General features: G+C 70.2%; 28 protein-coding genes and 1 tRNA gene. 17 read left to right on the top strand and 12 right to left on the bottom strand.

The features are described 5' to 3' along the window. Window positions 1–855: 855 nt before the first annotated feature. The 3 genes from ACFWI8_RS13855 to ACFWI8_RS13845 all read right to left on the bottom strand — a co-directional run bounded on the left by ACFWI8_RS13855 (window position 856) and on the right by ACFWI8_RS13845 (window position 2,343). Window positions 856–1,581, bottom strand: coding sequence for a GntR family transcriptional regulator (locus tag ACFWI8_RS13855; protein WP_387090012.1), 726 nt, complete (start codon window positions 1,579–1,581; stop codon window positions 856–858). Between the two features lie 7 nt (window positions 1,582–1,588). Further along, on the bottom strand, window positions 1,589–1,834 hold the full coding sequence (locus tag ACFWI8_RS13850; protein ID WP_387090010.1) for a hypothetical protein: 246 nt from the start codon (window positions 1,832–1,834) through the stop codon (window positions 1,589–1,591). Window positions 1,835–2,055: 221 nt separating this feature from the next. After that, window positions 2,056–2,343: a hypothetical protein gene (locus tag ACFWI8_RS13845; RefSeq protein WP_387090007.1), complete on the bottom strand. Its 288-nt coding sequence runs from the start codon at window positions 2,341–2,343 to the stop codon at window positions 2,056–2,058. A gap of 78 nt (window positions 2,344–2,421) precedes the next feature. Here ACFWI8_RS13845 and ACFWI8_RS13840 point away from each other — a divergent pair, with 78 nt between their 5' ends. After that, on the top strand, window positions 2,422–3,180 hold the full coding sequence (locus ACFWI8_RS13840) for a GntR family transcriptional regulator (protein ID WP_387090005.1): 759 nt from the start codon (window positions 2,422–2,424) through the stop codon (window positions 3,178–3,180). Between the two features lie 15 nt (window positions 3,181–3,195). Here the strand turns inward: ACFWI8_RS13840 and ACFWI8_RS13835 are convergent, their stop codons facing one another. After that, window positions 3,196–3,969: a glycosyltransferase family 2 protein gene (locus ACFWI8_RS13835; RefSeq protein WP_387090002.1), complete on the bottom strand. Its 774-nt coding sequence runs from the start codon at window positions 3,967–3,969 to the stop codon at window positions 3,196–3,198. Window positions 3,970–3,971: 2 nt separating this feature from the next. Continuing rightward, entirely contained in the window at window positions 3,972–4,763 is a 792-nt protein-coding gene (locus tag ACFWI8_RS13830) for a GntR family transcriptional regulator (RefSeq protein ID WP_387089999.1), read from the bottom strand. 218 nt (window positions 4,764–4,981) lie between these two features. Between ACFWI8_RS13830 and ACFWI8_RS13825 the strand changes: the two genes are divergently transcribed. From ACFWI8_RS13825 to ACFWI8_RS13765, 13 genes are all read left to right on the top strand, one after another. After that, entirely contained in the window at window positions 4,982–5,350 is a 369-nt protein-coding gene (locus ACFWI8_RS13825) for a hypothetical protein (protein ID WP_387089996.1), read from the top strand. 91 nt (window positions 5,351–5,441) lie between these two features. Next, window positions 5,442–5,666 carry a hypothetical protein gene (locus ACFWI8_RS13820; RefSeq protein WP_387089993.1) on the top strand — a complete coding sequence of 75 codons (225 nt, stop codon included), beginning with the start codon at window positions 5,442–5,444 and terminating at the stop codon, window positions 5,664–5,666. Continuing rightward, window positions 5,663–6,133, top strand: coding sequence for a Pycsar system effector family protein (locus ACFWI8_RS13815; protein ID WP_387089990.1), 471 nt, complete (start codon window positions 5,663–5,665; stop codon window positions 6,131–6,133). Before ACFWI8_RS13820 ends, ACFWI8_RS13815 begins: the two co-directional genes overlap by 4 nt. An 86-nt stretch (window positions 6,134–6,219) precedes the next feature. Beyond that, window positions 6,220–6,405 (top strand): hypothetical protein, encoded by a 186-nt coding sequence (locus ACFWI8_RS13810; RefSeq protein WP_387089988.1) that lies wholly within the window; start codon window positions 6,220–6,222, stop codon window positions 6,403–6,405. 74 nt (window positions 6,406–6,479) lie between these two features. Continuing rightward, on the top strand, window positions 6,480–7,514 hold the full coding sequence (locus tag ACFWI8_RS13805) for a hypothetical protein (RefSeq protein ID WP_387090133.1): 1,035 nt from the start codon (window positions 6,480–6,482) through the stop codon (window positions 7,512–7,514). A gap of 102 nt (window positions 7,515–7,616) precedes the next feature. After that, window positions 7,617–9,752 (top strand): cell division protein FtsK, encoded by a 2,136-nt coding sequence (locus ACFWI8_RS13800; RefSeq protein WP_387089985.1) that lies wholly within the window; start codon window positions 7,617–7,619, stop codon window positions 9,750–9,752. A 434-nt stretch (window positions 9,753–10,186) separates the two neighbouring features. Next, window positions 10,187–10,384 (top strand): hypothetical protein, encoded by a 198-nt coding sequence (locus ACFWI8_RS13795; protein ID WP_387090130.1) that lies wholly within the window; start codon window positions 10,187–10,189, stop codon window positions 10,382–10,384. Further along, window positions 10,381–10,581, top strand: a complete 201-nt coding sequence (locus ACFWI8_RS13790) for a hypothetical protein (RefSeq protein ID WP_387089982.1) — start codon at window positions 10,381–10,383, stop codon at window positions 10,579–10,581. Before ACFWI8_RS13795 ends, ACFWI8_RS13790 begins: the two co-directional genes overlap by 4 nt. A gap of 91 nt (window positions 10,582–10,672) precedes the next feature. Continuing rightward, a complete protein-coding gene (locus ACFWI8_RS13785) occupies window positions 10,673–11,530 on the top strand; it encodes a bifunctional DNA primase/polymerase (protein WP_387089979.1) in 858 nt (285 codons plus the stop codon). Further along, complete coding sequence (locus ACFWI8_RS13780; RefSeq protein WP_387089976.1) at window positions 11,527–12,561, top strand: AAA family ATPase; 1,035 nt, start codon at window positions 11,527–11,529, stop codon at window positions 12,559–12,561. The genes ACFWI8_RS13785 and ACFWI8_RS13780 overlap by 4 nt, the downstream gene beginning before the upstream one ends. 20 nt (window positions 12,562–12,581) lie before the next feature. Continuing rightward, window positions 12,582–12,782 carry an excisionase family DNA-binding protein gene (locus tag ACFWI8_RS13775; RefSeq protein ID WP_387090128.1) on the top strand — a complete coding sequence of 67 codons (201 nt, stop codon included), beginning with the start codon at window positions 12,582–12,584 and terminating at the stop codon, window positions 12,780–12,782. A gap of 10 nt (window positions 12,783–12,792) precedes the next feature. Further along, a complete protein-coding gene (locus ACFWI8_RS13770; RefSeq protein ID WP_387089972.1) occupies window positions 12,793–14,061 on the top strand; it encodes a tyrosine-type recombinase/integrase in 1,269 nt (422 codons plus the stop codon). 58 nt (window positions 14,062–14,119) lie between these two features. After that, entirely contained in the window at window positions 14,120–14,692 is a 573-nt protein-coding gene (locus ACFWI8_RS13765; RefSeq protein ID WP_387089969.1) for a hypothetical protein, read from the top strand. Between the two features lie 94 nt (window positions 14,693–14,786). On the opposite strand, the gene ACFWI8_RS13760 is transcribed toward ACFWI8_RS13765, so the two are convergent. The 3 genes from ACFWI8_RS13760 to ACFWI8_RS13750 form a co-directional block, all read right to left on the bottom strand. After that, window positions 14,787–14,873: transfer RNA gene (locus tag ACFWI8_RS13760), tRNA-Ser, on the bottom strand. 49 nt (window positions 14,874–14,922) lie between these two features. Continuing rightward, on the bottom strand, window positions 14,923–15,360 hold the full coding sequence (gene tadA, locus ACFWI8_RS13755; RefSeq protein ID WP_387090125.1) for a tRNA adenosine(34) deaminase TadA: 438 nt from the start codon (window positions 15,358–15,360) through the stop codon (window positions 14,923–14,925). Window positions 15,361–15,415: 55 nt separating this feature from the next. Continuing rightward, a complete protein-coding gene (locus ACFWI8_RS13750; RefSeq protein WP_387089966.1) occupies window positions 15,416–15,937 on the bottom strand; it encodes a hypothetical protein in 522 nt (173 codons plus the stop codon). A gap of 279 nt (window positions 15,938–16,216) precedes the next feature. On the opposite strand from ACFWI8_RS13750, the gene upp reads away from it, so the two are divergent. Further along, on the top strand, window positions 16,217–16,852 hold the full coding sequence (gene upp, locus ACFWI8_RS13745; protein WP_387089963.1) for a uracil phosphoribosyltransferase: 636 nt from the start codon (window positions 16,217–16,219) through the stop codon (window positions 16,850–16,852). Window positions 16,853–16,881: 29 nt separating this feature from the next. Here upp and ACFWI8_RS13740 read toward each other — a convergent pair whose 3' ends face one another. The 3 genes from ACFWI8_RS13740 to ACFWI8_RS13730 form a co-directional block, all read right to left on the bottom strand. After that, window positions 16,882–17,568 carry a LytR C-terminal domain-containing protein gene (locus ACFWI8_RS13740; RefSeq protein ID WP_387089960.1) on the bottom strand — a complete coding sequence of 229 codons (687 nt, stop codon included), beginning with the start codon at window positions 17,566–17,568 and terminating at the stop codon, window positions 16,882–16,884. Between the two features lie 121 nt (window positions 17,569–17,689). Next, window positions 17,690–17,986 carry a type II toxin-antitoxin system VapB family antitoxin gene (locus ACFWI8_RS13735; RefSeq protein WP_132932216.1) on the bottom strand — a complete coding sequence of 99 codons (297 nt, stop codon included), beginning with the start codon at window positions 17,984–17,986 and terminating at the stop codon, window positions 17,690–17,692. Window positions 17,987–18,029: 43 nt separating this feature from the next. Continuing rightward, window positions 18,030–19,445, bottom strand: a complete 1,416-nt coding sequence (locus ACFWI8_RS13730) for a M28 family peptidase (protein ID WP_387089957.1) — start codon at window positions 19,443–19,445, stop codon at window positions 18,030–18,032. Window positions 19,446–19,533: 88 nt separating this feature from the next. Between ACFWI8_RS13730 and ACFWI8_RS13725 the strand changes: the two genes are divergently transcribed. Then, the gene (locus tag ACFWI8_RS13725) at window positions 19,534–20,457 is read left to right on the top strand and encodes an AEC family transporter (RefSeq protein WP_387089954.1); all 924 of its coding nucleotides are present in this window, start codon (window positions 19,534–19,536) and stop codon (window positions 20,455–20,457) included. A gap of 28 nt (window positions 20,458–20,485) precedes the next feature. Here ACFWI8_RS13725 and ACFWI8_RS13720 read toward each other — a convergent pair whose 3' ends face one another. Then, window positions 20,486–20,686 carry a hypothetical protein gene (locus ACFWI8_RS13720; RefSeq protein WP_311596455.1) on the bottom strand — a complete coding sequence of 67 codons (201 nt, stop codon included), beginning with the start codon at window positions 20,684–20,686 and terminating at the stop codon, window positions 20,486–20,488. A 101-nt stretch (window positions 20,687–20,787) separates the two neighbouring features. Between ACFWI8_RS13720 and ACFWI8_RS13715 the strand changes: the two genes are divergently transcribed. Further along, window positions 20,788–21,672 (top strand): MurR/RpiR family transcriptional regulator, encoded by an 885-nt coding sequence (locus ACFWI8_RS13715; RefSeq protein ID WP_387089951.1) that lies wholly within the window; start codon window positions 20,788–20,790, stop codon window positions 21,670–21,672. Window positions 21,673–21,690 lie beyond the last annotated feature (18 nt).

Below are 21,690 nucleotides of genomic sequence, written 5' to 3'. Positions count from 1 at the left end.
CTGTTCCCACCTCTCAGGGATCGGTCCGCGACCGTTCAGCACCGTTCGGACCTGCCGGTCCGCGCTCCGGGTGGCCGCCGGTGAACGGCCCCGGACGCGGGTGAATGAGACGGAAACTGAGACGGACGGTGGACGGGCCGAAGCTGTTTGGCTGGAACACCCCGGGCCACGGTCGCGCACGTCAGACGGTGCCCCACCCATTCCGGCACCGGACCGACCGGACAGCCGGACAGGTGGGACACCCCGGGTGTTACAGCTCATGCTCTGCGGTCGGGTGATTGAAGGGGCGAAGACGCCGCCTCGGGGCCATGACAATCAGGTTGTCATGGGGCTTCAGGCGTGAACCTCACATGGTGCCGCGTAGACTGACGCCGCTGCACCGCCCTCCCCGCTCGGCTCCCGGTCTCACTGACCGGGCCCCGCCGGCGGCGGGGAATCGCCCCGCTCTCGCTGCGGGACGAATGGGGAAGGGAGGTGCGGTGATGGCAAGAAGGAAGCGCCGGCAGCGCCACGACGGCGGGCGGTCGTTATGGACCGACGTAGTGATGGCTGCAAGCTCGGTGGCTGGTGCCATCGCGAGATGGTTTGACGCTTTGACGCGCTGAGTCGCGTCCGGTCGGTAGAACCGGGATGCCGTTGTGCGGGCCCGGTTGGGGAGAGTCCGACCGGGCCCGCTCAACATCTCGCGGAGCCGGGTCCGGCTTCGGGTGGCTCCGAAGCCGAACCCGGCTCCAACCCGCGAGTCCTCTGAGCCAGCGCATCAGGAGCCGGAAAGATCACTCGGGATTAAGCGCCTTGACTGTCGTCAGTCTAGCGGCCAAAACGTGCGTTTTAGCCAGGGGCGAGTGATTGGGGTCACGGCGCTCCTTGCGCCTCCCGCATCATGTAGACCGCTTCAGTCCGGTCCCCCGACAAGGTCATGAAGGCCACTTCCACGACTCGGCCGGTGGTGTCCGTCGACGTCCGTTCGATGACGAGTACGGACACGCCGATGGAGATCCCCAGCGTCTCCGCTTCGCCCGCCGTGGGTGGGCGGGCGGTGACGCGCTCCACGGTTCGGTCGAGCTGGATTCCCGCGGTGGCCAGTCGTGACCGGAGATCGTAGGCCCAGGGCCAAGGGCCCGAGGCCGTGACCGGTGAATCCGCGGTGGCCAGGTCCCGAGGCACGTACCCGCGAACGATGCTGTGCGGGGTGCTGCCGCGTCGCCGAATGACATAGACGCACTCGACGATCGGGGTGCCCTCGGGCACTGCCATGAGCCGCGCGACCTCGCCCTGGGCGTCCGTCTCGTATGTGGCAACGTCCGTCTCGATGCTGCCCACGGTCCACCGATCCGGCACGAGATCAGCGTTGGAGTACGTGACCCTGGGTTGAGGGGCGCGGACGAAGGTGCCGCGTCCGTGTTGCCGGTCGATGAGGCCCTCGGCTTGGAGGACGCCGATGGCTTGTCGCAGCGTGGGGAGTCCGACGCTGTACCGCTTGCTGAGCGCGGTCTCGGTGGGCAGGCGGTCACCCGCCCGGTACTTGCCGCTCTGGATCTGGAGCCGTAGGTGATTGGCGATCTTCTGGTAACGGGACATCGCCCGCTCACCGTCCCTTCAGCTGCCGGTACGGCCGCCTGAGTGCCGTGTTCGGCTGCACGCGGTCGACAGACATGAGGGTGGACGGGAGCATGGTGAACGTCTCTCCGGACTCGAACACCAGCCGCTTGGCCCGGCCAGGCAGCGCGATCATGTCGCACACCCGGAGTTCACGGCCGCCGATGGTGACGACGTCGGCGACCTTGATCGTGTCGGCGTTGACGTCCACCGGGATGACGACTCGATAGTTCATGCTCGGCCCCCGCTCAGGCGCGAGGCGCACGGTGGACAGACGACGATGGATCGCCGGGGCTTGCAGTCACTCGCCGAGATGCGCACGACACTCGGCTGTTCCGTGTTGCTCAGGCAGTGGCCGCACAGGTGGATTACTCGTCCGTGGCGGCCGCCGGATAGTGGCAGCAGGATGCGTACTGCCCAGGCGGCGGCACGCTCGATAGGCTCGATCACTGTCATTCAGCTCCCTGATGCTGGTGGCCATGCCCCCGCGCGGCGTAGGGCGCCGTTGCGGGGGCTTTCGTCGATGACGGCCCAAGCGATGTGGCGGTCGTCGATGCCGTTCAGCCCGAACCGGTCGCCGCGTTCGAGTGCGACTAAGAGCGCGCGCCAGCGCTCTGGGGCAACCGGTTCCGAGACGTCCGTCTCGATCCGGATGTGGGTCTGGTGGCGGGTTATGCGCGGCGTGAATCCCCAGGCGGTGAGGCGTGCGGCGATGTCCTGCGCGCGCGAGGCAGGTGCGTGCACGGGGTGCCCTCCATCACTGTGGATCACATACGGTGAAGCTAGTTAACTAGATTAGAGCTAGTGCACTAGATTTGCCATATGCCTGAGCAGCCGCCCTATCTCCGTGTAGCCGACGCTCTCCGGCAGCGCGTCGCGGATGGTGAGTGGTCCCCTGGGGACCGTCTTCCGTCTCGCGCGGTACTGGCCGCTGAGTACGGCGTCGGCGACAACGTCGTCAGGCGAGCTCAGGAGCACCTGATCTCTCAGGGCCTCCTTGAGGGCCGAGCAGGCTCCGGCACCTACGTGGCCGAGCCGCGCGATCGGGTCCGGATGGTGCGGTCGTTCAGCCGCGAACATCGGGGTGGCTCACCGTTCCGCGCGGACATGGCAGCCCTTGGCAAGGCCGCTACGTGGGAGCACCGGACGGAAGCGAAGGTGCCCGCGCCCGCAGCGATCGCGGCGCGGCTCGGGATCGAGGCCGGCGGCCTGGCGGTACGCACCGAATACGAGTTCATGGCGGACGGGAAGCCGGTGCAGCTCTCCACGAGCTGGGAGCCCTACGCGATCACCGGCGGCACCATCGTGGTGCTGCCTGAGGGCGGGCCCTACGCGGGCAAGGGAGTCGTGGAGCGCATGGCCGCCATCGACATCGTGGTCAGTCATGCCGTGGAACAGCCGGAACCGCGCCAGGCGGCGCCCGAGGAGGCGAACCTCCTTGGCGTGCAGCGCGGTTCCCTGGTGACACATATCGTGCGGACCTATTACGACGTTGACGGCCGCCCGGTCGAGACGGCCGACATTATCGTTCCGGTTTCCCGTTGTGAAATCGTCTACGAATTTCCTATCGACAGACCGTAGACGTAGGTGGGTTTGTTAGCCGGAGACCGCCGAGGCGGATCCGGTGAAACGCCACTGCGCGAGTTCGGCCAGCGCAAGCGCTCGGGTCTCCGCGACGGAAGCACGCGCTTCGCGTTCTTCGCTGTCGGAGTGCGCTGCCTGGCCGGTGCTCTGCCCCGGCCACTTACGGTAGAGCAGTCCTGTTTCTCGAATGAACCAGCCGCGGCTGACCGCATTGAGTGCCAGAAGTAGCCCAGTGTCTTCTGATGCTGGCAGTGCCATCCACCCGCCCAGGGCAAAGACGAGTTCGCGCCGCATGCAGAGCGAACCCGGGATGACTGGGGGGAGGTAGTTGTGCGCTTTCCAGTGGGGCAAAACCGAGCCTTGCTCAATCGGCCCGCTTGGCGGGTCGTCGAAGGCGACCGTGGAGCCATCGGGGAGTAGATCGAGGGCGCTTGAGGTGGTCCAGCCGATATCCGGATTCTCCAGGAGTATGGCCAGGTCCCGCGCCAACGTGCCCGGGGGCAGGATGTCGTCCGAGTCCAAGACCTTGATGAACTCCCCCGTGGCGCGTGAGAGTCCCAAGGTCCGAGCCACCGCAGCACCACCGCGCCTGCCTTGAGCGAAGCTGACGCGCGGATCGTCCGGCACGAACTCCGACACGGCGTCCGTCGTGCCGTCTTCCTGGATCACCCACTGCCAGGCCCAGCCGTCCGGCAGCTCTTGCTCACACAGCGATCGGTAGGCGTCGGGAAGGAAATGGGCACTCGGTCCGTGAACGGCGGTGATGACAGAGATGGTGCGTGTCATGGTCACCACCGCGCCAGGGGGGTGACGAACGTCAACTCCGTGCGGTCGCCCGGCAATATCACGTCGGCGACTTCCACAACTCGGCCGGTCACGTCGATGCACATCTTGCGCAGCTCCATCACGGCCATGCCTGGTGACATACCCAATGCCTTGGCCTCTTCCTGGGTTGGTGGGCGAGCGGCGGTAATCCGCTCAATAACACGGTCGATTTCGATGCCGACTGTGAGCAATTGATTCTGTGTTCCGCCGGGCCACGGCTCCTTTGTCTCGTCCAGAAGGTCGGGGTTCTTCTCGATGTGTTCCCGGACGAGATAGGAATGGGAGACGTTGAACGGTGCTGGTTCCTTTTCGTATCGAGTCTGGTAGACGCGTTCCAGCAGCCGGGTTCCCACGGGTACGTCAAAGGCCGATGCGAGATCCTCGTTCGCGTCTCGCTCGCGGAACTTGGCGCTGAACACGAGTTCGTGGACGGTCAGCCCCGTGTCATGCTCGGTGGCTCCGGTCTGCTCGCGCTCCGTCAGGGACTCCCGGGCGCGGTCCTTCTCCCACTGGTGCCGCTCGTTGGTTCGGCGCACGACCTTCCTGGGCACGCGAACGAACGTGCCGCGTCCGTGCTGCTTGTCGATCAGGCCCTCGGTGAGCAGTACGTCGAGAGCCTGCCGGATCGTGGGCCCGCCCTTCCGGTAGCTCTGCTTCAACTCCTCTTCGGAGGGGAGACGGTCACCGGGGCGCCATGTGCCCGCTTGGATCTGCTGCCGCAGATCGTCGGCGATCTCCTCGTATGCCTTGGGCATCTGCTGCTCACCTTCCTCATCAGCACCCGCCGTGCTGGCTGTGCGCGGCTCCTCGCGTGGGCGGGGGCGGGCACGTCTCAGGATAAGTCCTCAAGAGGACTTGACGACCCTGTGTGCGGGACGTCATAGTCTTCGACAACTCCTCAAGAGGAGTTGATGACTTGACCTCTTGAGGATCCAAGTCCCGTGCTGCTCAGTCGCCTTCAAGGGGGAGTCTCATGCGCATCTCGATCGGTGACGTGGTCCGGATCAAGAGTGACCAGACCCTCGGCACGGTGGTGAGCATCACCACCGTGGGCAGGGGTGCCATCGTTCACCTGCACACCAACGGCCTCGGTTCGCGCGTGGTCGCGCCGCAGAACCTTGAGCGCGTGGCCAGGGCTTACAAGCCCATGACCGCCGGCCGGAGCATCGCCACCCTGGCTTTCCTGGTGATCGGCCTGGTGATCGCCGTCCTCACCGCGCGGTCCGTGTACGCGCTCGGGGCCGGCCTCCCGCTGACCGCTTTCGTCGCCCTGGCGTCAGGGGTGACGGTCGCGAACTTCCTCACCGAGTTCTTCAACCGCTCGCGCGCGGTTCGGCTCTGACGCTCAACCCGGGCCGGCGGCACTCCCGCCAAGGTCTCCCGCCGGCCCGGTTCATCCCTTCCTCCACCACCACCCCGATCAGGAGTGATCGATGCAGTCGCTCTACGAGGAACTTTTCCTGGGCCCGCTGGGCCAGGAATCGGCCGACGACCGCAAGGCGCGTGTCGCGGCGGCCCGTGACGTGCTGGCCCACCTGCGCGAGTCGGCCGAGGACGACCAGATCAGTGCGGCCGACGCGGCCTACGCCGAGGCGCTGTCCCGCGCGGTGCGGTTGCGCCCGCGCTCCCGCCGTCAGGCGCTGCGGGGTGCCGCGTGAGGAACCTGCCGTCGCGTGACATCGACAGCGCGCTGACCGACGCCTACAACGAGGCACAGAGCCAGATCGCGCGAACCGACGCCAAGACCGCGAACCTGACGACCTTCATCGGTCTGCTGCTGACCGGGGTGACCGTGGCCGCCGGGGCCATGTCCCTGCCGCCTGCCGCGCGGATCGTCGGTGGCCTCGGGGTGGCGACCTTGATGGTCGCCGGTGGTCTCCTGCTGTGGGTGGCCCGCCCGAGGCTCAAGCCCCGCACGCCTGGGACGTTCCCGCACTGGGCCAGGCTCAGCGCTGAGCAGTTGCTCACCGCGCTGACCATCGACAACCGCGCCGAGGCCGTGGTGACGCTGGCCAAGCTGGCCGAGGCCAAGCACGAACGCGTTCAGCGCGCGGTTGACCTCACCCTCGCTGCCGGTGGACTTCTCGCCATCGCGGCCCTGATCGCGATCGGGGGCGCGCTGTGAGCGAATCCCGAATGGCGGGCCGCTGTGTCGCGGCTCACCCGCATGATCCGACCGGTTGTGAGGGTGCGCGGGATGTAGTGCGGATCGTGGACCAGCACGGCACCTCGGTGCTGGCGTGCGTCCACCATGGCGCCCGTCTGTACGCCTCGCTCATCCGGCCGCGCGTCTACCCGCTACCCGGGAACGACCAAGCGGCCATCGAGGTCTACCGGCGCGCCCAGGACCTCCCCCCGTTTTGCTGGACGACCGAGAACGGCGGTGGTGCGAGGTGAGGCGCGACGTTGCGGCGATCCAGTCGGCTGAGCGCGCGTTGAACGTCGGGACGTGGGCGATCGTGTGCGGCGCGATGCTCTACAGCGTCTTGACCGTCACGCCGTTGATGCTGCGGCACACCCCGGCCGGGTGGGAGTTGACGGCGCCGATCCTTCCGATCGTGGTCGACGCGGCCGTGGTCATCGTTGTCCGTCTCGACGCGGTGCTGGCCCGTTTGGAGGCCAAGGGTGGCGCGTGGCCGTTGCTGTTGCGGTGGATGACCGGCCTGATGACCCTCGGCCTCAACACGGCTGATTCCGCGCTCAAGGGCGATCCGGTCGGGGTGGCCGTCCACTCCGTGGCGCCGCTCCTGTTGATCGTCACGGCGGAGACCAGCCTCTCCTACCGGCGGGCGATCGCCGCTGCACTGGCCCGGATCGACGCTGAGGAGCGTGCCGAGCGCGAGCGTGAACGCGCTGAGCGGCAGGCGCGTGAACAGGCGGCACGCGAGGAGCGCGAGCGTGAACAGGCCGCTGCCGAGCGGCGTGAACAGCAGGCTCGTGAACAGGCTCGGGAGGAGCGCGAGCACGCCGCACGGCTGGAAGCTGAACGCGCCGATCGCGAAGCGGCACGGGCGCGTGAGGAGCGTGAACACGCCGCCCGGATGGAGCGTGAACGCCTCGCTCACCAGGCCGACCGGGAACGTGAGGCGCGCGAGCACGCTGACCGCCTGCGGCAACAGCAGGAAGAGCACGCCCGGCAGGAGGCAGAGCGGCGCGAGCGGGAACAGCAGGTTCAGCGCCAGTATGCGGCCCGCGAACGCCGTGAACAGGCCGCGTCTCGCCCCGCCCGCCCGGTCGTTCATGAACAGCCCGAGGGTGTTCATGACGCCTCTGAGTCCGGTGCCGATGAACACGGCGAGACCGCTCCGGCGGTGCCGGGGCCGGAGCGTGAACGCACGAAGATGCCCGAGCCCATGGCCCGGCAGACCATCGTGAACGCCGCCCCCAACGCCACGGTGCGCGACCTGGCCAACCTCACTGGCTGGTCCGTCGGGTGGGTATCCGCTCGCCTCTCTGAGGCTCGTTCGAGCACGCCCCAACCGGAGCCGATCGGCGCGACGCGCTGACCGCCCGATCCGCTCCACAGCATCCCCGGGGCCCGGTCACGACCGACCAAAGCAGCGGCCGGGCCCCGGTGCGTCCCTCATCCATGAGAAGGGGAACCCTCAGTGAATCACGAGGAAGAGAACGAACTCTTTGCCCGACTCGAAGCCGAACTGAAGGGCGGTCCGACCGGCCGCGCCGATCGGCCGATCGAGTCGGCCGACCCGACTCGGACCGTCATCGTCGACGGTCCCGAGTCGGATCGGTCCGGGCTCTGGGAACGGATCCGCCGGGCCCGTCGTCGGGCGATCATTCCAGCCTGGGCCAGGTCGCGGACCGAACTCCTCGCGGCGGCCCGGTGGTTGGCCGGGTACAGCGGTCACGTGACCGGCTATCACGCCGTTCGCAGCCCGGTCTACGCGGTCCGCTTGGCGCTCCGCTCTCCGGCCGGCCTGGCCAAGTTCGTCGGGTCCGTGGGCCGTTGGCTGTCGGACGCCGAGGGCGGGCCGGTGCGGGCGGCGGCCGTGCGGGCCGAGAACGCGCACGAGTACCTTCGGCTCTCGCAGCAGCGGGACGCACGGGTCCGGGCCCGCGCCCTGCTGTTCGTCGTCGGATCGGTCGCCGGGATCGGATCGGCGATGGCGCTCTGGGTGCTGGCCCCGACCTGGCTCACCGTGGCCGCCGGGGCGGCGATCACCTTCGCCCTCGGCTGGCACGGTGCGCCCGCCGACGCGCCGCTGATCCACCGGGCCGTCGAGCGTCCCCGGGCTGACAAGCTGACGTCCGACATGGTGCTCAGGGCCCTTGGGTCTCTCGGCATCAGCGCCATCAACCAGGCTCAGGCCAAGGGCCGTGACGGGTTGGCGTTCGTCGCCCCGATCACCCGCGACGGCCCCGGATGGCGGGCCGAAGGTGACCTTCCCTTCGGCGTCACGGCCGTGGACGTCATCGACCGCCGGGAGCGTCTGGCGTCCGGTCTCCGCCGCCCGCTGGGGTGCGTGTGGCCGGAGGGGGTGCCCGAGGAGCACACCGGCCGCCTGGTGCTGTGGGTCGGGGATCAGGACATGTCCAAGGCGAAGCAACCGGCGTGGCCGCTGGCCAAGACGGGACAGGTGAACCTGTTCAAGCCGGTGGCCTGGGCGACCGATCAGCGTGGCCGGTGGGTTGACCTCACGCTCATGTACATCGCGGGCATCATCGGCGCGATTCCCCGCATGGGGAAGACGTTCCTTCTCCGCCTGCTGCTGTTGATCGCCGCGTTGGACCCGCGCGCCGAGCTGCACACCTTCGACTTGAAGGGCACCGGCGACCTTGACCCGGTCGGCGATCGAGTCTCCTACCGGCACCGGGCCGGCGATGACGAGGACGACATCGCGTACATCCTGGCCGACCTGCGCGAGGTGCGTGCCGAGATGCGGCGGCGGACGAAGGTGATCCGGAACCTGCCTCGGGACCTGTGCCCGGAGTCCAAGGTCACCAGCGAACTGGCCGACAAGAAGGAGCTTGGGCTCCACCCGATCGTGATCGGCGTGGACGAGTGCCAGGTGTTGTTCGAACACCCCAAGCACGGCGCCGAGTTCGAAGAGATCTGCACCGACCTGGTGAAGCGTGGTCCGGCCACCGGCATCGTGCTGCTACTCGCCACGCAGCGGCCGGACGCCAAGTCGTTGCCCACCGGGATCAGTGCCAACGCCTCGGCCCGGTTCTGCCTCAAGGTCATGAGCCAGATCGAGAACGACATGATCCTTGGCACCTCGGCCTACAAGCGTGGCGTCCGCGCGACCATGTTCGCCTGGGCCGACAAGGGCATCGCCTACTTCCTTGGCGAGGGGGCCGACGCCCGGATCGTGCGGGCCGTGTTCATCGACGCCGTGATGGCGGACCGTGTCGCGCTGCGTGCCCGCGCCCTGCGCGTGCTCGCCGGGACGTTGGCCGGACATGCGGCCGGCGAGGCGGCCGAGCCGGAGACCGGGCCCGGCTATGACCTCCTGGCCGACATCCTTGCCGTGATGCCGGCGGCCGAGCCGAAGCTGTGGAACGAAACGGTGGTCGGCCGCCTGGCCGTGCTGCGCCCGGACGTCTACGCCGAGTGGGGGCCGGAGCAACTGACCGCCGCGCTCAAGCCGTTCGGCGTCAGCACCGGCCAGGTGTGGGGCAAGGTCGACGATCGCGACCGGAAGGGCGCCAACCGGCGCGGCATCAAGCGCGCCGACATCACCACCGTCATTGCTCAGCGTGATGGGAATCGGGACGCGGCATAGCCGATCACGGCCGCTAGACCTAGCGGCCACCCCCGCTAGGTCTAGCGCTGCCGCTAGCGCGTCAAACCCTCGCTGATCAGGGCGCTAGTCGCTAGCGCCCTGCCCCAGACCATACCCGGATGCTCCCATGGAAGGGCCTCGATGACCCCCGCCGCGAATGCTAGCCTCGCGCTCCTTGTCGTCACTCTTGGTTATTTCGCTCTCTGTGCCGTCAGCCCGTTCGGCCGCTGCCGCAAGTGCGACGGGATCGGCTTCCGGCTCACCGTGACGCGCGCCGGACGGCCCAGGCGCGGCCGTGACTGCCGCCGCTGCAAGGGCGTCGGGCTCCGGATCCGTACCGGTCGACGTGTGCTGAACCACCTCGGGCGCATCCGCCGGAACGCCAACCGCTGACCGCTCCTCCCAACCCATCAAGGAGACAGCACGTGATCACCATGTCCCTGGTCGTCGTCTTCGGCGTCCTGGTCGGCTTCCTGCTGAAGTTCCGTGCCCTGGGCGTCGGCGGCTTCCTGGCCGCCGCCCTCTTCGGCTTCTACCTGGCCCAGACCGGGGCGGCGGACACCATCAATGACGTGACCCGCGCCGTGGTCGACGCCGTGTCGTCCATTGGCTCGACCGGTGGCCAGTCGTGAGCGACCGCATCACGCTCATGGCCGCCGCCGAACTCCGCGACGCCCTTGACGCCCATCGGCGGGGGGACCCCGTCGCGGCGGCCGCCGCCCTGATGAACATCGACGCCGAGTCCTGGGCGGCCATCGAACGGCGCCTGGCCGTGCTGGGTGGCAGCCTCGCCGAGCTCCTGGCCGTGGTCGCCGAACGGCGCCGCTGACGTCACGCGGTGCGGCGGATCTCCCGCCAAGGTCACCCGCCGCACCGCCCTTCCTCCACTCCATCCGAAGACAGAAGAGGAGACATCCAGCATGACGCACTCCGTCATGTCCCGTCAGGGCAACTCGGCCCTTGATACCGCCGCGCGCGGCGGCCACGTCTTCCCGCTCATCCCGGGCAGCAAGCGCCCCGCCATCAGCCGATGGGAAGTGCGAGCCACCACCGACCCGGAGCGAATCGGCCGGTGCTGGGGGCACGGCCCCTACAACATCGGACTCGCCACCGGTCCGTCTCGCTTGGTCGTCGTCGACCTGGACGTGCCCAAGCCTGGCGAAGACGGCCCGCACGGGGCGACGAATCTGGCTGAGCTGTGCGAGCGGCACGGCCGCCCGTTCCCTGGCGACACCTTCACCGTCGCCACCCCGAGCGGAGGCAGGCACCTCTACTTCACGGCGCCCCCGGGCGCGGCCCTACGCAACACCGCCGGGAAGCTGGCCCCGAAGGTGGACACCCGGGCTGGCGGTGGCTACGTGGTCGCCCCCGGCAGCTTCGTCGACGGCCGCGTCTACGAGCCCGTACGAGACGTTCCCGTGGCCCCGTTGCCCGCCTGGCTCGCCCGACTTCTGGCCCCTGCGCCGTTGCCCCCGCAGCGGGCCGTGTCGGTGCCGCTGAAGGGCACCGACCGCCGCACCACCTACCTTCGCGCGGCGGTCAAGGCCGAGTTGGCCCGGGTCACCGGCTCGGCCGCCGACGAACACAACCGGGACCTCTTCCGGGCGTCGGTCGCCCTCGGCCAGCTGGTTGCCGGGGGAGCGCTGAACGCCAGCGAGGTGGCCGCCTGGCTCACGGATGCCGCCGCCAGCGTCGGCCAGAAGCCGGGCGAGACGGCCCGCACGATCGCGTCCGGCTTCCGCATCGGAGCCAGGCGCCCCCGGACGGTGGCGTCATGAGCCACCTGGAACCCGCGCAGCAGCGGATCCGTACCGCCTGGACGGCCGACGAACTGATGGGAATGGAGTTTCCGGAACCGCGGTGGGCCGTGCCCGGGATCCTGGCCGAGGGGGTCAACCTGTTGGCAGGGCCTCCGAAGGTGGGTAAGTCCTGGCTCTCCCTCGGCCTGGGCCTGGCCGTGGCCGCCGGTGGCCAGGCGTTCGACACGGTGCCGGTGGAGGGCGGCCCGGTGCTCTATCTGGCCCTTGAGGACACGCCCCGCCGACTTCAGACCCGTATGCGGAAGATGCTCGGCGGCCAACCGGCGCCCGCCGGGCTCACGCTGGCTACCGCCTGCCCGCCGCTTCCCCAGGGCGGGGCCGAGGCCATCGCGCAATGGGTGGAGCGCAACCCGGACGCGCGCATGGTCATCATCGACGTCTTCGCCAAGATGCGCGGCGCCTCCATGCCGGGAGCCTCGGCCTATGACGCGGACTACGCGGCCGTTGGCCATGCCAAGCGCGTGGCCGACCACTACGGCATCGCCGTGGTCCTAGTCCACCACGTCCGCAAGGCCGCGTCGGACGACTTCCTGAGCGAGGTGTCGGGCACCAACGGCCTGGCCGGGGCAGCGGACGCCACGCTCGTCCTCAAGCGCGCCCGGGGCCAGGCGGACGGCGTCCTGCACGTCACCGGCCGGGACGTCGACGAAGCCGAGTACGCGCTCCGCTTCCACTCCGCCGCCGGAGCCTGGCAGCTTCTCGACGGTCCGGCCGCCGACCACACCATCGGCGACACCCGCGCCGCCATCCTCCGCCACGTCCGCGAACACCCCGGGGTCAAGCCCAAGGACATCGCGACCGCGCTCCCCGGCATGGACGCCGACACCATCCGCCGCACCTGCTCCCGCATGGCCGCCGACGGCCAGCTCACCAAGGACACCAAGGGCCGCTACTTCCCCGATATCGACTCCAAGCACGACGACCTGTCCGGGCTGTCCCACCTGTCCGACCGTCCGGCCGCCGAGGAGAGCGAGAGGAACGCCCAGTGACCGAACCGGATGCCACGCTCATGCTGCTCACCGTCGAAGAGGCCGCCCGCCGGCTCAGCATCGGCCGTACCACGTGCTTCGCCCTGATCGGCTCCGGCGAACTGGAGTCCGTACCCGTGGGCCGACTCCGCCGGGTGCCCGCCGACGCCGTGCGCGACTACGTGACGCGGCTCCGCGCCACCAACCGCACCACCGCCCCTGCGACCGCTACCGCCGCCTGAGGAATCCGCCATGGCAGAGAACAAGCGCACGCGTCAGCCCAACGGCCGGTCGTCCATCTACCTCGGCAGGGACGGGAAGTGGCACGGCCGGGTGACGGTCGGGATCCGCGACGACGGGAAGCCCGACCGGCGCCACGTGGAACGCAAGACCAAGGCCGAGGTGACCGAGGCCGTGAAGGAGCTGGAGAGGCAGCGCGACACGGGCAAGGTGCGGAAGGTCGGGCAGCGGTGGACCGTCGCCACCTGGCTGACCCACTGGATTGAGACGATCGCCCCGCTCGCGGTCAACGAGAACACGATGGTGGGCTACGGCGTGGCCGTCCGGAAGCACCTGATCCCCGGCCTTGGGGCACACCGCCTCGACCGCCTCAAGCCGGAGCACATCGAACGCTTTTACGCCAAGATGCAGGAGAACGGCAGCAAGGCGGCCACGGCCCATCAGGTGCATCGCACCTTCCGCACGGCGCTGAACGCGGCCGTGCGCCGGAACCACCTCGCCGAGAACCCGGTACGGCTCGCCATTCCGCCCCGGGTGGATGAGGACGAGATCGAGCCCTACACGGTCGCCGAGGTTCGGCGCATCCTGGCCGCCGCCGACCGCCGCCGGAACTCGGCCCGCTGGGCGGTGGCGCTGGCCCTGGGGCTCCGGCAGGGGGAAGCCCTGGGCCTGAAGTGGTCGGATGTCGACCTGGCCAACGGCGTCCTCTACGTCCGCCGCAGCCGCCGGCGGCCCCGGTACGCGCACGGCTGCGGCGAGACGTGCGGCCGGAAGGCTGGCTACTGCCCCGAGCGGCGCCGCACCAACCCGGAGACGGCCAACACCAAATCCCGCGCCGGCCGCCGGGCGGTGGGCCTGCCGCCGCAGCTTGTCGAACTCCTGCGCCAGCACCGGGCCCGGCAGGAAGCGGAGCGCCAGGCGGCCGGCGAACAGTGGAACGAAGAGGGATGGCTCTTCGCCACGCCGACCGGCCGGGGGACGTCGCCCAGGACTGACTACGACGACTGGAAGGAGCTCCTGCGCGCGGCCAAGGTCCGAGACGGCCGCCTGCATGACGCACGCCACACCGCTGCCACGGTGCTGCTGATCCTGGGCGTGTCCGAACGAGCGGTCATGGGCCTGATGGGGTGGTCGTCCACCTCCATGGCCGCCCGGTATCAGCACATGGTCGACTCGGTGCGCAGCAGCGTGGCCGCGAAGGTGGATGGGCTGATCTGGCAGCCGGATCACGGCTCAGGACGCGACGGGGAGAACACGCCAGACGCACCGAACGGGTGGTGAGCTGAGAGGCGGACTGGATGCCAGTCCGCCTCTGGCGCTAGCCGGGCATCCTGCATACATGGATCAGGGCATAGCCGCTGTCTTAGCTGGCATCACAGGGCTCCTCGGGGCCGCAATCGGTGGCTTCGCGGCTGCGTGGGGCGCTCGTATCGGCGCGGAGACGGCAGCGCGGGCTTCGGCCCAGCAGGTCCGCGACCAAGCCCAGGTAGACCACGACCATTGGCTTCGTGGACAACGCCTGGAAGCGTGGCGTGCCTTGCTTGCGCGGTACGACGAGTACGCCATAGTCGCGTCGAACATGACGAGAGTGCTTGAGGGTGAGATCTCCGGTTCTTCGGGCATCGGAGCGGAGTTCGGTGGGAAGGCGCATGAGCTCACGCAGGCATACTTCCTCGTCCGTCTGTTGGGCCCCGACACCGTGCGTGAAGCAGCGTTGCAGCTTCGGCGAGGGGTGCAAGATCACTTCGATTGCGTTAACGAGTGGACGGATGTGCTCCTCGGCATGGACGGCCGGGCGGTGGCTGCCCTCCAAGCCGAGGAGGAAGAGCTCCGCAACCGGTTGGGGGCGCTACACGATGCCTTGGTGGAGCAAGTGACGGGCAACTTGGCCAGCGCTCCGAGTGGGCGCTGAGCGGCGGATCTATCGACTGAGACGGAAACTGAGACGGACGCGCCGAGGGGCGGCCCCTGTTGGGGCCGCCCCTCGGCGTGTGTGCTGCTCACAGCGGTAGCGGAGGGATTTGAACCCTCGGTGGAGTCACCCCCACACTCGCTTTCGAGGCGAGCTCCTTCGGCCGCTCGGACACGCTACCGGGAGGAAGCCTATCCCACCCGGGGCGCTGGGCCGAAACCGGATACGGGTCAGCGGGTGCGGAAGAAGTCGGTGAGGAGCCGCCCGCAGTCCTCGGCGAGGACGGAGCCGATCACCTCGGGGCGGTGGTTGAGGCGGCGGTCGCGGACGACGTCCCAGAGGGAGCCCGCGGCGCCGGCCTTGGCGTCGACGGCGCCGTAGACCACGCGGTCGACGCGGGCCAGCACACTGGCGCCGGCGCACATGGTGCACGGCTCCAGCGTGACGACCAGCGTGCAGCCGGCAAGCCGCCAGTCCCCCGTGGTGGCGGCCGCCGCGCGCAGCGCGAGCACCTCGGCGTGCGCGGTGGGATCGCCGGTGGCCTCGCGCGCGTTGCGGCCCAGGCCGAGCGGCTCGCCCTCGGGGCCGCCGGGGCCGAGCAGCACCGCGCCGACCGGCACGTCGCCCGTCTCCAGCGCCGCGGCGGCCTGGGCGAGCGCCTGGCGCATCGCCGGCCGCCACGGGTCGCGCAGCGGATCGGTCACGTCCCGGTCGTCACTCGCGTCACCTGATGGCCTCCAGCAGCTCGGCGCAGCCGAGCGCGTCGGCGATGTCACCCAGGGCGTCGTCCGGGGTGAGCTTCAACACGGTGACGGCGTCGATGCCGAAGTCGGCCAGCAGGCCGGCCTCGCCGACCGGGCCGCTCGGCACGGCGTCGGGGCTCACCGAGTCGTCGTCCTCGACGGGGCCGTCCTCCGTGCCGTCGAGGTCCAGCTGCTCGAGGGCGTCCGCGGCCTCCGGCTCGCGGCCGAGGAGCTCGTCGGTCAGCAGGATCTCTCCGTAGGCGCTCCGCTTGGCGCGGGTGCCGTCGGAGACGAAGACGCGCGGGTCGTCCTCGCCGTCCACGCGGACGAGGCCGAACCAGGCGCCCTCCTGCCCGACGTAGACGAGCACCGTGTCGTCGTCACTGGCGGCGGATTCGCGGGCCAACTCGGCCAACTCGTCCAGGGTCTCGACCTCGTCGAGCTCTGTATCGCTCGCTTCCCAACCATCATCGGTCCGCGCGAGCAGTGCGGCGAAATACACCGTGACTCTCCCCACTCGGTTCGGCAGTGCCACCTGCATCGTGGCAGAAAAGGGGTGAGCTGTCGGGTAACTCGACAGTTCACCAATGGAATGTTCGCTTGCGCTGGGCTCAGCGCAGACGGATACGGACGCGGCGCGGCTGGCGTGCGGGCATATGCCCCCGCCTTCCTCCATGCACCACTCTCCACGTCGCCGCCGTCCTTTGTCCACCGGGGGGTCACAACGGGAAACCCGCCGGTCAGTCCTGGGGTGTCGGAGGCGTTCGGTACTGTCGACGGCATGCGGACCCATGTCGTCGACCACCCGCTGGTGGCGCACAAGCTGACCACGCTGCGCGATGCGCGTACCGACTCCCCTACGTTCCGGCGGTTGGCCGACGAACTCGTCACCTTGCTGGCATATGAAGCGACCCGTGACGTCCGCACCGAGCTGGTGGACATCACCACGCCGGTCGCGGAGACCACGGGCGTGCGACTCTCCCATCCCCGTCCGCTGGTCGTGCCGATCATACGGGCCGGTCTCGGCATGCTCGACGGCATGGTCCGGTTGCTGCCGACGGCCGAGGTGGGCTTCCTCGGCATGATCAGGGACGAGGAGACGCTGCAGGCCTCGACGTACGCGAACCGCATGCCGGAGGACCTGTCGGGGCGCCAGGTGTACGTGCTCGACCCGATGCTGGCCACCGGCGGCACGCTGGTCGCGGCGATCCGCGAGCTCATAGGGCGCGGCGCGGACGATGTGACGGTCCTGTGCCTGCTGGCGGCGCCCGAGGGCGTGGAGCGGCTCGAGGTGGAGCTGTCGGGCGCGCCGGTGACGGTGGTCACGGGCGCCCTCGACGAGCGGTTGAACGAGCAGGGTTTCATCGTCCCGGGCCTCGGCGACGCGGGCGACCGCATGTACGGCACGGTGTCCTGACTGGCGGCTTCGGCGACCGTCCGGCAGGCTCAGCAGGCGGGTGCGTCGGCCTCGTCCGGTTCCTCGGTGGGGGTGGGCCGGGGCTCCGCGAGTTCGGCGAGGCGGCGTTCGGCCTCGCGTTCCGCCGTCAGCTCCTCGAACTCCTCGCCGATGACCAGGTCGACGGACTCGGGGGTGTTCGCCCGCTGGCCCGGGCGGTTCTGGTCGGTCTCGGCGCCTTCGAGCTGGGTGGCGAGGACGGTCAGCGCGCCGGCCTCCTCGGCGGCCGTGGTGCCGAGCAGCAGCCCGGGGCCCTCGACCTTGCCGTCCAGCTCCTCGGGCGCGTTGGCGACCTCGCCGATGGTGAAGCCGCGTTCGGCGAGCGCGTCGGCCGTGGCCTGGGCCAGGCCGGTCCGCGAGGTGGCGTTGAGCACGTTGACGGTGATCGCGGAGGGTTCCGGCAGGTCGACGGTTGGTTGTTCCGGCTGCTCGGGCGCGCAGTTGGCCCCGGACTGGGGGCGCCCCGAGGTGGCGGGGGAGGTGCGCTCGGTGTCCTCGTCGCCGGAGAAGACGTCGACGAGCTGCAGCGTCCCGTAGCCGAGCAGGCCGAGCACGCTGGTGACGGTGAGGGCGGCGAGAGCTTTCCTGCGGCGGCGCGGGCGGCGCATCCGCGGGTAATGGTTGCCCGTGACGCGGAACTTCTTGCCGCCCATGCCAGGGGGCGTCAGCATGCTCATGGCCGCAGCGTAGCCACGCCCGCGACCCGAGCCCAATAAATGATCTGCTGAAAGGATCGCGCCTCCCTGAAACGGCGCAGTCCTGAAACGGCGCAGTCGCGAACGGATCCGGGGGAAGGGGTCAGTCGAGTTCGAGCACGCGGGCGTGCAGCACCTGGCGCTGCTGGAGGGCCGCCCGCACGGCCCGGTGCAGCCCGTCCTCCAGGTAGAGGTCGCCCTGCCACTTCACGACATGGGCGAAGAGGTCCCCGTAGAAGGTCGAGTCCTCGGCGAGCAGCGTCTCGAGGTCGAGCTGCTGCTTGGTGGTGACGAGCTGGTCAAGACGCACGGGGCGCGGGGCGACGTCTGCCCACTGCCGGGTGTTGTCCCGGCCGTGGTCAGGGTACGGCCGTCCGTTGCCGATGCGCTTGAAGATCACACGGAGAGCCTACCGGGCAGGGCCCTTCCCCCGCAGCCTCGTGTCAGGGTGACGTATCGGGCAATCGCGTCGCGTAGCGGCCGACGGAGTGGGCGATCGCCTTCACGTTCGCATCGAGCGCGGTTCGGCCGATGTTGTCGAGATCGTCACAGGACGCGTGGTAGCAGGGGTCGTACGGGGCCTCCGCGGTGCCGCCCCAGAGCTCGGTCTCGGCGGCCGACTTCAGGCCCTCGGCGCCGGTGAAGGTGCCGCCGGCCGGGATGCCGGCGTCGAGGAAGGGGCCGTAGTCGCTGCGGCCGTCGAACGGGGTGGGGCGGGCCGGCAGGCCGCGGTCGCCGAGGAAGGCGGTGAGGTCGTCGGCGATGGCCGCGGAGACCGGGTCGTCGCGTTCGGCGTCCGCGTCGTAGACGAAGAGGCCGTGGTTGGGTGACGCGATCATGTCGAAGTTCAGGTAGAGCGCGATCCGCTCCCGCTCCGCCTCGGGGAGCGCGGCGACGTAGTGCTCCGAGCCGAGCAGTCCCAGCTCCTCGGCCGACCAGAAGGCGAAGCGCGTCCGGTGCTCGGCGAGCTCGCCGGCCGGGTCGAGCTCGGCCAGGCGCAGCGCGGTCTCCAGCAGCCCGGCCGAGCCCGAGCCGTTGTCGTTGAGGCCGGGGCCGGCGAGCACCGAGTCCAGGTGGGCGCCGGCCATCACCACGGAGTCCGGGTCGCCCACCGGCGACTCGGCCACCACGTTGACGGTCTCGCGCTCCTCCGCCAGCTCCTCGATCTCCAGGCGCAGCGTCACCTCGTCGCCGGCGGCCAGCTCGGCGGCGAGGGCGAGGCCGTCCTCCTGGGAGACCGTCCCGGCCGGGATCAGCCCGGCGGCCGGCTCGCCGAGGGTGCCGGAGAGCGCGCCGGGCGCGTTGTTGTGCACGACGGCGCCCAGCGCGCCGGCGTCCGCCGCGTGGGCGACCTTCTGCGCGAAGGTGCAGCCGCCGCGCTCGATCAGCGCGATGCGCGCGCCGGTCGGGAAGCCGGCGTCGAAGTCCTCCGGCTCGCAGCCGTCGCCGGCGTCGGCGAGCGGCGCCTGGACGCCGCCGGCCGGGGTGTTGGCGGTGTACGACAGCAGCCGCAGCGGGATGTCGCGCTCCGCCGGGGTGAGTTGGGTGAGCCGCTCGGTGACCGGCTCGCGGTAGGGGAAGGCGAAGCGCTGGTAGGTGACGTCGTAGCCGGCATCGGCGAGCAGCGCGCCGACGTAGCGGGCCGAGCGTTCGTGGCCCGGGGTGCCGGCGGCGCGGTTGCCGTCCGCCCCGTCGGCGATGCGCTGGAGGGCGGCCAGGTGGCGGGTGGCGCCGTCGGCCGTGGTGGCGGCCACCAGGAGGCCCGACAGGGAGGGTTCGGCGGCGGCCGGCGAGGAGGGCTGGAGGGCGAGGGTGAGGGCGGTGGCCGCGGCCAGCGCGGCGGCGGTGATTCCTGTCACAAAATGTGACGTTAGCGCAGGGTATGCCCCGATCTCGGGATCCGAGATCATATTGACCGATCGGAAGATTCGTCCGAGGGTTCGATATATGGGCGGGGTGATCACGGGGTTCGCGATCATCGCGAGCGTCATCGGCACGGGCTACCTCCTCGGCCGCCGCGGCTCCCTCGGGGAGAACGGCCGGGAGGTTCTCACCAAACTCGCCTTCCACGTCGCCACCCCCGCGCTCCTCTTCGTCACCCTCGCGCAGGCCGACCTGACCCTGGTCTTCTCGCCCTCCCTGCTGGTGACCGCGCTGAGCACGCTCGCCGTCGCCGCGATCTTCGTCACCCTCGGCGTCCTCCGCGGCTGGGGCGTGGGCCGCACCACCATCGGCGCCCTCTGCTCCAGCTACGTGAACGCCGGCAACCTCGGCATCCCGATCGCCGTCTACGTGCTCGGTGACGCCTCACTCGTGGCACCCGTGCTGCTTCTCCAGCAGCTGACGATCACACCCGTGGCCCTGACCGTGCTCGACCTGGCCTCGCCCGCCGCCCAGCGCCGCACCGTCTGGCAGCGGGTCACCACCCCGTTCCGCAACCCGGTGGTCGCCGGCTCGCTCAGCGGCGTCGCGGTCGCGGCCAGCGGCTGGTCGGTGCCCGTCACCCTGCTGGAACCGGCCACCCTGATCGGCAACATGGCGGTGCCGGCCGTGCTGCTGGCGTTCGGCATCTCGCTGCGCGGCTCCGCGCTGCCCGGCCGTGGGCCCGAGCGGTGGCCGGTGCTGGCCTCCGTCGCCCTGAAGTCCGTGGTCCACCCGCTGATCGCCTGGGCCATCGCGGCCGGCGTCTTCCGGCTCGACGCCACCGAGCAGCTCAACGTCGTGGTCACGGCGGCGCTGCCGGCCGCGCAGAACCTCTTCACCTACGCGTCCCGCTACGCCACCGGCGTCCGTCTCGCCCGGGAGTCCATCCTGCTCTCCACGATCCTGGCGGTGCCGACGCTCACCGTGATCGCCGCGCTGCTCGGGTAGCGCCGGACGGCCCGACGGCCGAGGCGGCTCAGGCGGTGATGGTCAGCGAACGGTAGAGCGTGTAGACGACCGCGGGCAGCGTCCCCACCAGCACCCCGGAGGCCACGATGACGCGCGGCAGCCGATGGTGCGAACCATGGAGGACGCGGGCGACGTAGGCGACGAGGGCGATGAAGGCCAAGCTGAGAATGACCCCTGCCAGCACCAGTTCCGAAGCATCGGCTCGCATAGGCGAAGCCTAGGCCCTCGCCGGGCCGCGCCGGTCCGTGGGTGGCGCGGGGACGTCGAGCGGCGAAGGGCGAACCGCCCGTACGGGGCACAATCCCCTGCATGGCCCTCGCACCCGGGAACTTCGACGACCTGCTCGCCCTGCTCCAGCAGCGCCGCGGCACGCTCACCCGCTCCCAACGACTGCTCGCCGAGCGCGTGATGGCGGACCCGGAGGGCGTGGCGTTCATGACGGTCTCCGAGCTCGCCTCGGCGGTCGGCGTCAACGAGGCGACCGTGGTGCGGTTCGCCACCAGCCTCGGCCTCGAGGGCTACCCCGGGCTCACCCGGCTCTGCCGCGAGCGGCTGCGCGAGCAGGCCCAGCTGCTGCGCCGCTACAGCACCCTCGAACAGCTGGGCGGCGGCGAGGGCGACCTGCTCGACCAGGCCGTGGCGCTCGACCGGGCCAACATCACCCGCAGCTTCGCGCGGATAGACAGGTCCACCTGGGCGGAGGCCGTCAAGGCGCTGGCCGAGGCGCCGCGCGTGCACGTGATGGGGCTGCGGAAGTGCCACGCCCCGGCCTACCTGCTCGGCTACCTGCTGCGGATGCTGCGCGAGGAGGTGGCCACCGTCACGCCGGGCGCCGGCACCCTGACGGACGAGCTGCGGCGGGTCCGGGCCGGCGACTGCTTCGTCTCCATCGCCATCCACCGCTACTCGGCCGACACGGTGCGGGCCGCCTCCTGGGCGCGGGCGCGCGGCGCGCGCTGTGTGGCGCTCACCGACAACCCGGCGTCGCCGCTGGCCGCCTCCGCCGAGCACGTCTTCTACGTCGACGCCTCGGGCCCCTCGGTGCTGCGGTCGCTGACCGCCTTCACCGCGCTCGTCCAGTCCCTGGCGACGGACGTGGCCCGCCACCGCGGCCAGGACGCGCGCTCGGCGCTGCTGCGCGAGGAGGAACTGCTCGAGGAGTTCAGCGTCTACGACCCGGAGCACCGGCGGTAGGGCCGGTCGCTCCGGTTG

Origin of the sequence: Streptomyces sp. NPDC127098 (assembly GCF_042722465.1) — a bacterium.
Lineage (GTDB): Bacteria > Actinomycetota > Actinomycetes > Streptomycetales > Streptomycetaceae > Streptomyces > Streptomyces millisiae.
This window is presented reverse-complemented; position numbering and strand designations above follow the sequence as displayed.

Excerpts from the sequence above, each read along its gene's own strand:
- ACFWI8_RS13785 (WP_387089979.1), top strand. The coding sequence starts at position 10,673 with ATGACGCACTCCGTCATGTCCCGTCAGGGCAACTCGGCCCTTGATACC.
- ACFWI8_RS13725 (WP_387089954.1), top strand. The coding sequence starts at position 19,534 with ATGGGCGGGGTGATCACGGGGTTCGCGATCATCGCGAGCGTCATCGGC.
- ACFWI8_RS13830 (WP_387089999.1), bottom strand. The coding sequence starts at position 4,763 with ATGCCCAAGGCATACGAGGAGATCGCCGACGATCTGCGGCAGCAGATC.
- ACFWI8_RS13825 (WP_387089996.1), top strand. The coding sequence starts at position 4,982 with ATGCGCATCTCGATCGGTGACGTGGTCCGGATCAAGAGTGACCAGACC.
- ACFWI8_RS13795 (WP_387090130.1), top strand. The coding sequence starts at position 10,187 with ATGTCCCTGGTCGTCGTCTTCGGCGTCCTGGTCGGCTTCCTGCTGAAG.
- upp (WP_387089963.1), top strand. The coding sequence starts at position 16,217 with ATGCGGACCCATGTCGTCGACCACCCGCTGGTGGCGCACAAGCTGACC.
- ACFWI8_RS13770 (WP_387089972.1), top strand. The coding sequence starts at position 12,793 with ATGGCAGAGAACAAGCGCACGCGTCAGCCCAACGGCCGGTCGTCCATC.
- ACFWI8_RS13820 (WP_387089993.1), top strand. The coding sequence starts at position 5,442 with ATGCAGTCGCTCTACGAGGAACTTTTCCTGGGCCCGCTGGGCCAGGAA.
- ACFWI8_RS13850 (WP_387090010.1), bottom strand. The coding sequence starts at position 1,834 with ATGAACTATCGAGTCGTCATCCCGGTGGACGTCAACGCCGACACGATC.
- ACFWI8_RS13780 (WP_387089976.1), top strand. The coding sequence starts at position 11,527 with ATGAGCCACCTGGAACCCGCGCAGCAGCGGATCCGTACCGCCTGGACG.
- ACFWI8_RS13775 (WP_387090128.1), top strand. The coding sequence starts at position 12,582 with ATGCTGCTCACCGTCGAAGAGGCCGCCCGCCGGCTCAGCATCGGCCGT.
- tadA (WP_387090125.1), bottom strand. The coding sequence starts at position 15,360 with ATGCGCCAGGCGCTCGCCCAGGCCGCCGCGGCGCTGGAGACGGGCGAC.
- ACFWI8_RS13840 (WP_387090005.1), top strand. The coding sequence starts at position 2,422 with ATGCCTGAGCAGCCGCCCTATCTCCGTGTAGCCGACGCTCTCCGGCAG.
- ACFWI8_RS13855 (WP_387090012.1), bottom strand. The coding sequence starts at position 1,581 with ATGTCCCGTTACCAGAAGATCGCCAATCACCTACGGCTCCAGATCCAG.
- ACFWI8_RS13765 (WP_387089969.1), top strand. The coding sequence starts at position 14,120 with ATGGATCAGGGCATAGCCGCTGTCTTAGCTGGCATCACAGGGCTCCTC.
- ACFWI8_RS13720 (WP_311596455.1), bottom strand. The coding sequence starts at position 20,686 with ATGCGAGCCGATGCTTCGGAACTGGTGCTGGCAGGGGTCATTCTCAGC.
- ACFWI8_RS13715 (WP_387089951.1), top strand. The coding sequence starts at position 20,788 with ATGGCCCTCGCACCCGGGAACTTCGACGACCTGCTCGCCCTGCTCCAG.
- ACFWI8_RS13805 (WP_387090133.1), top strand. The coding sequence starts at position 6,480 with ATGCTCTACAGCGTCTTGACCGTCACGCCGTTGATGCTGCGGCACACC.
- ACFWI8_RS13835 (WP_387090002.1), bottom strand. The coding sequence starts at position 3,969 with ATGACACGCACCATCTCTGTCATCACCGCCGTTCACGGACCGAGTGCC.
- ACFWI8_RS13740 (WP_387089960.1), bottom strand. The coding sequence starts at position 17,568 with ATGAGCATGCTGACGCCCCCTGGCATGGGCGGCAAGAAGTTCCGCGTC.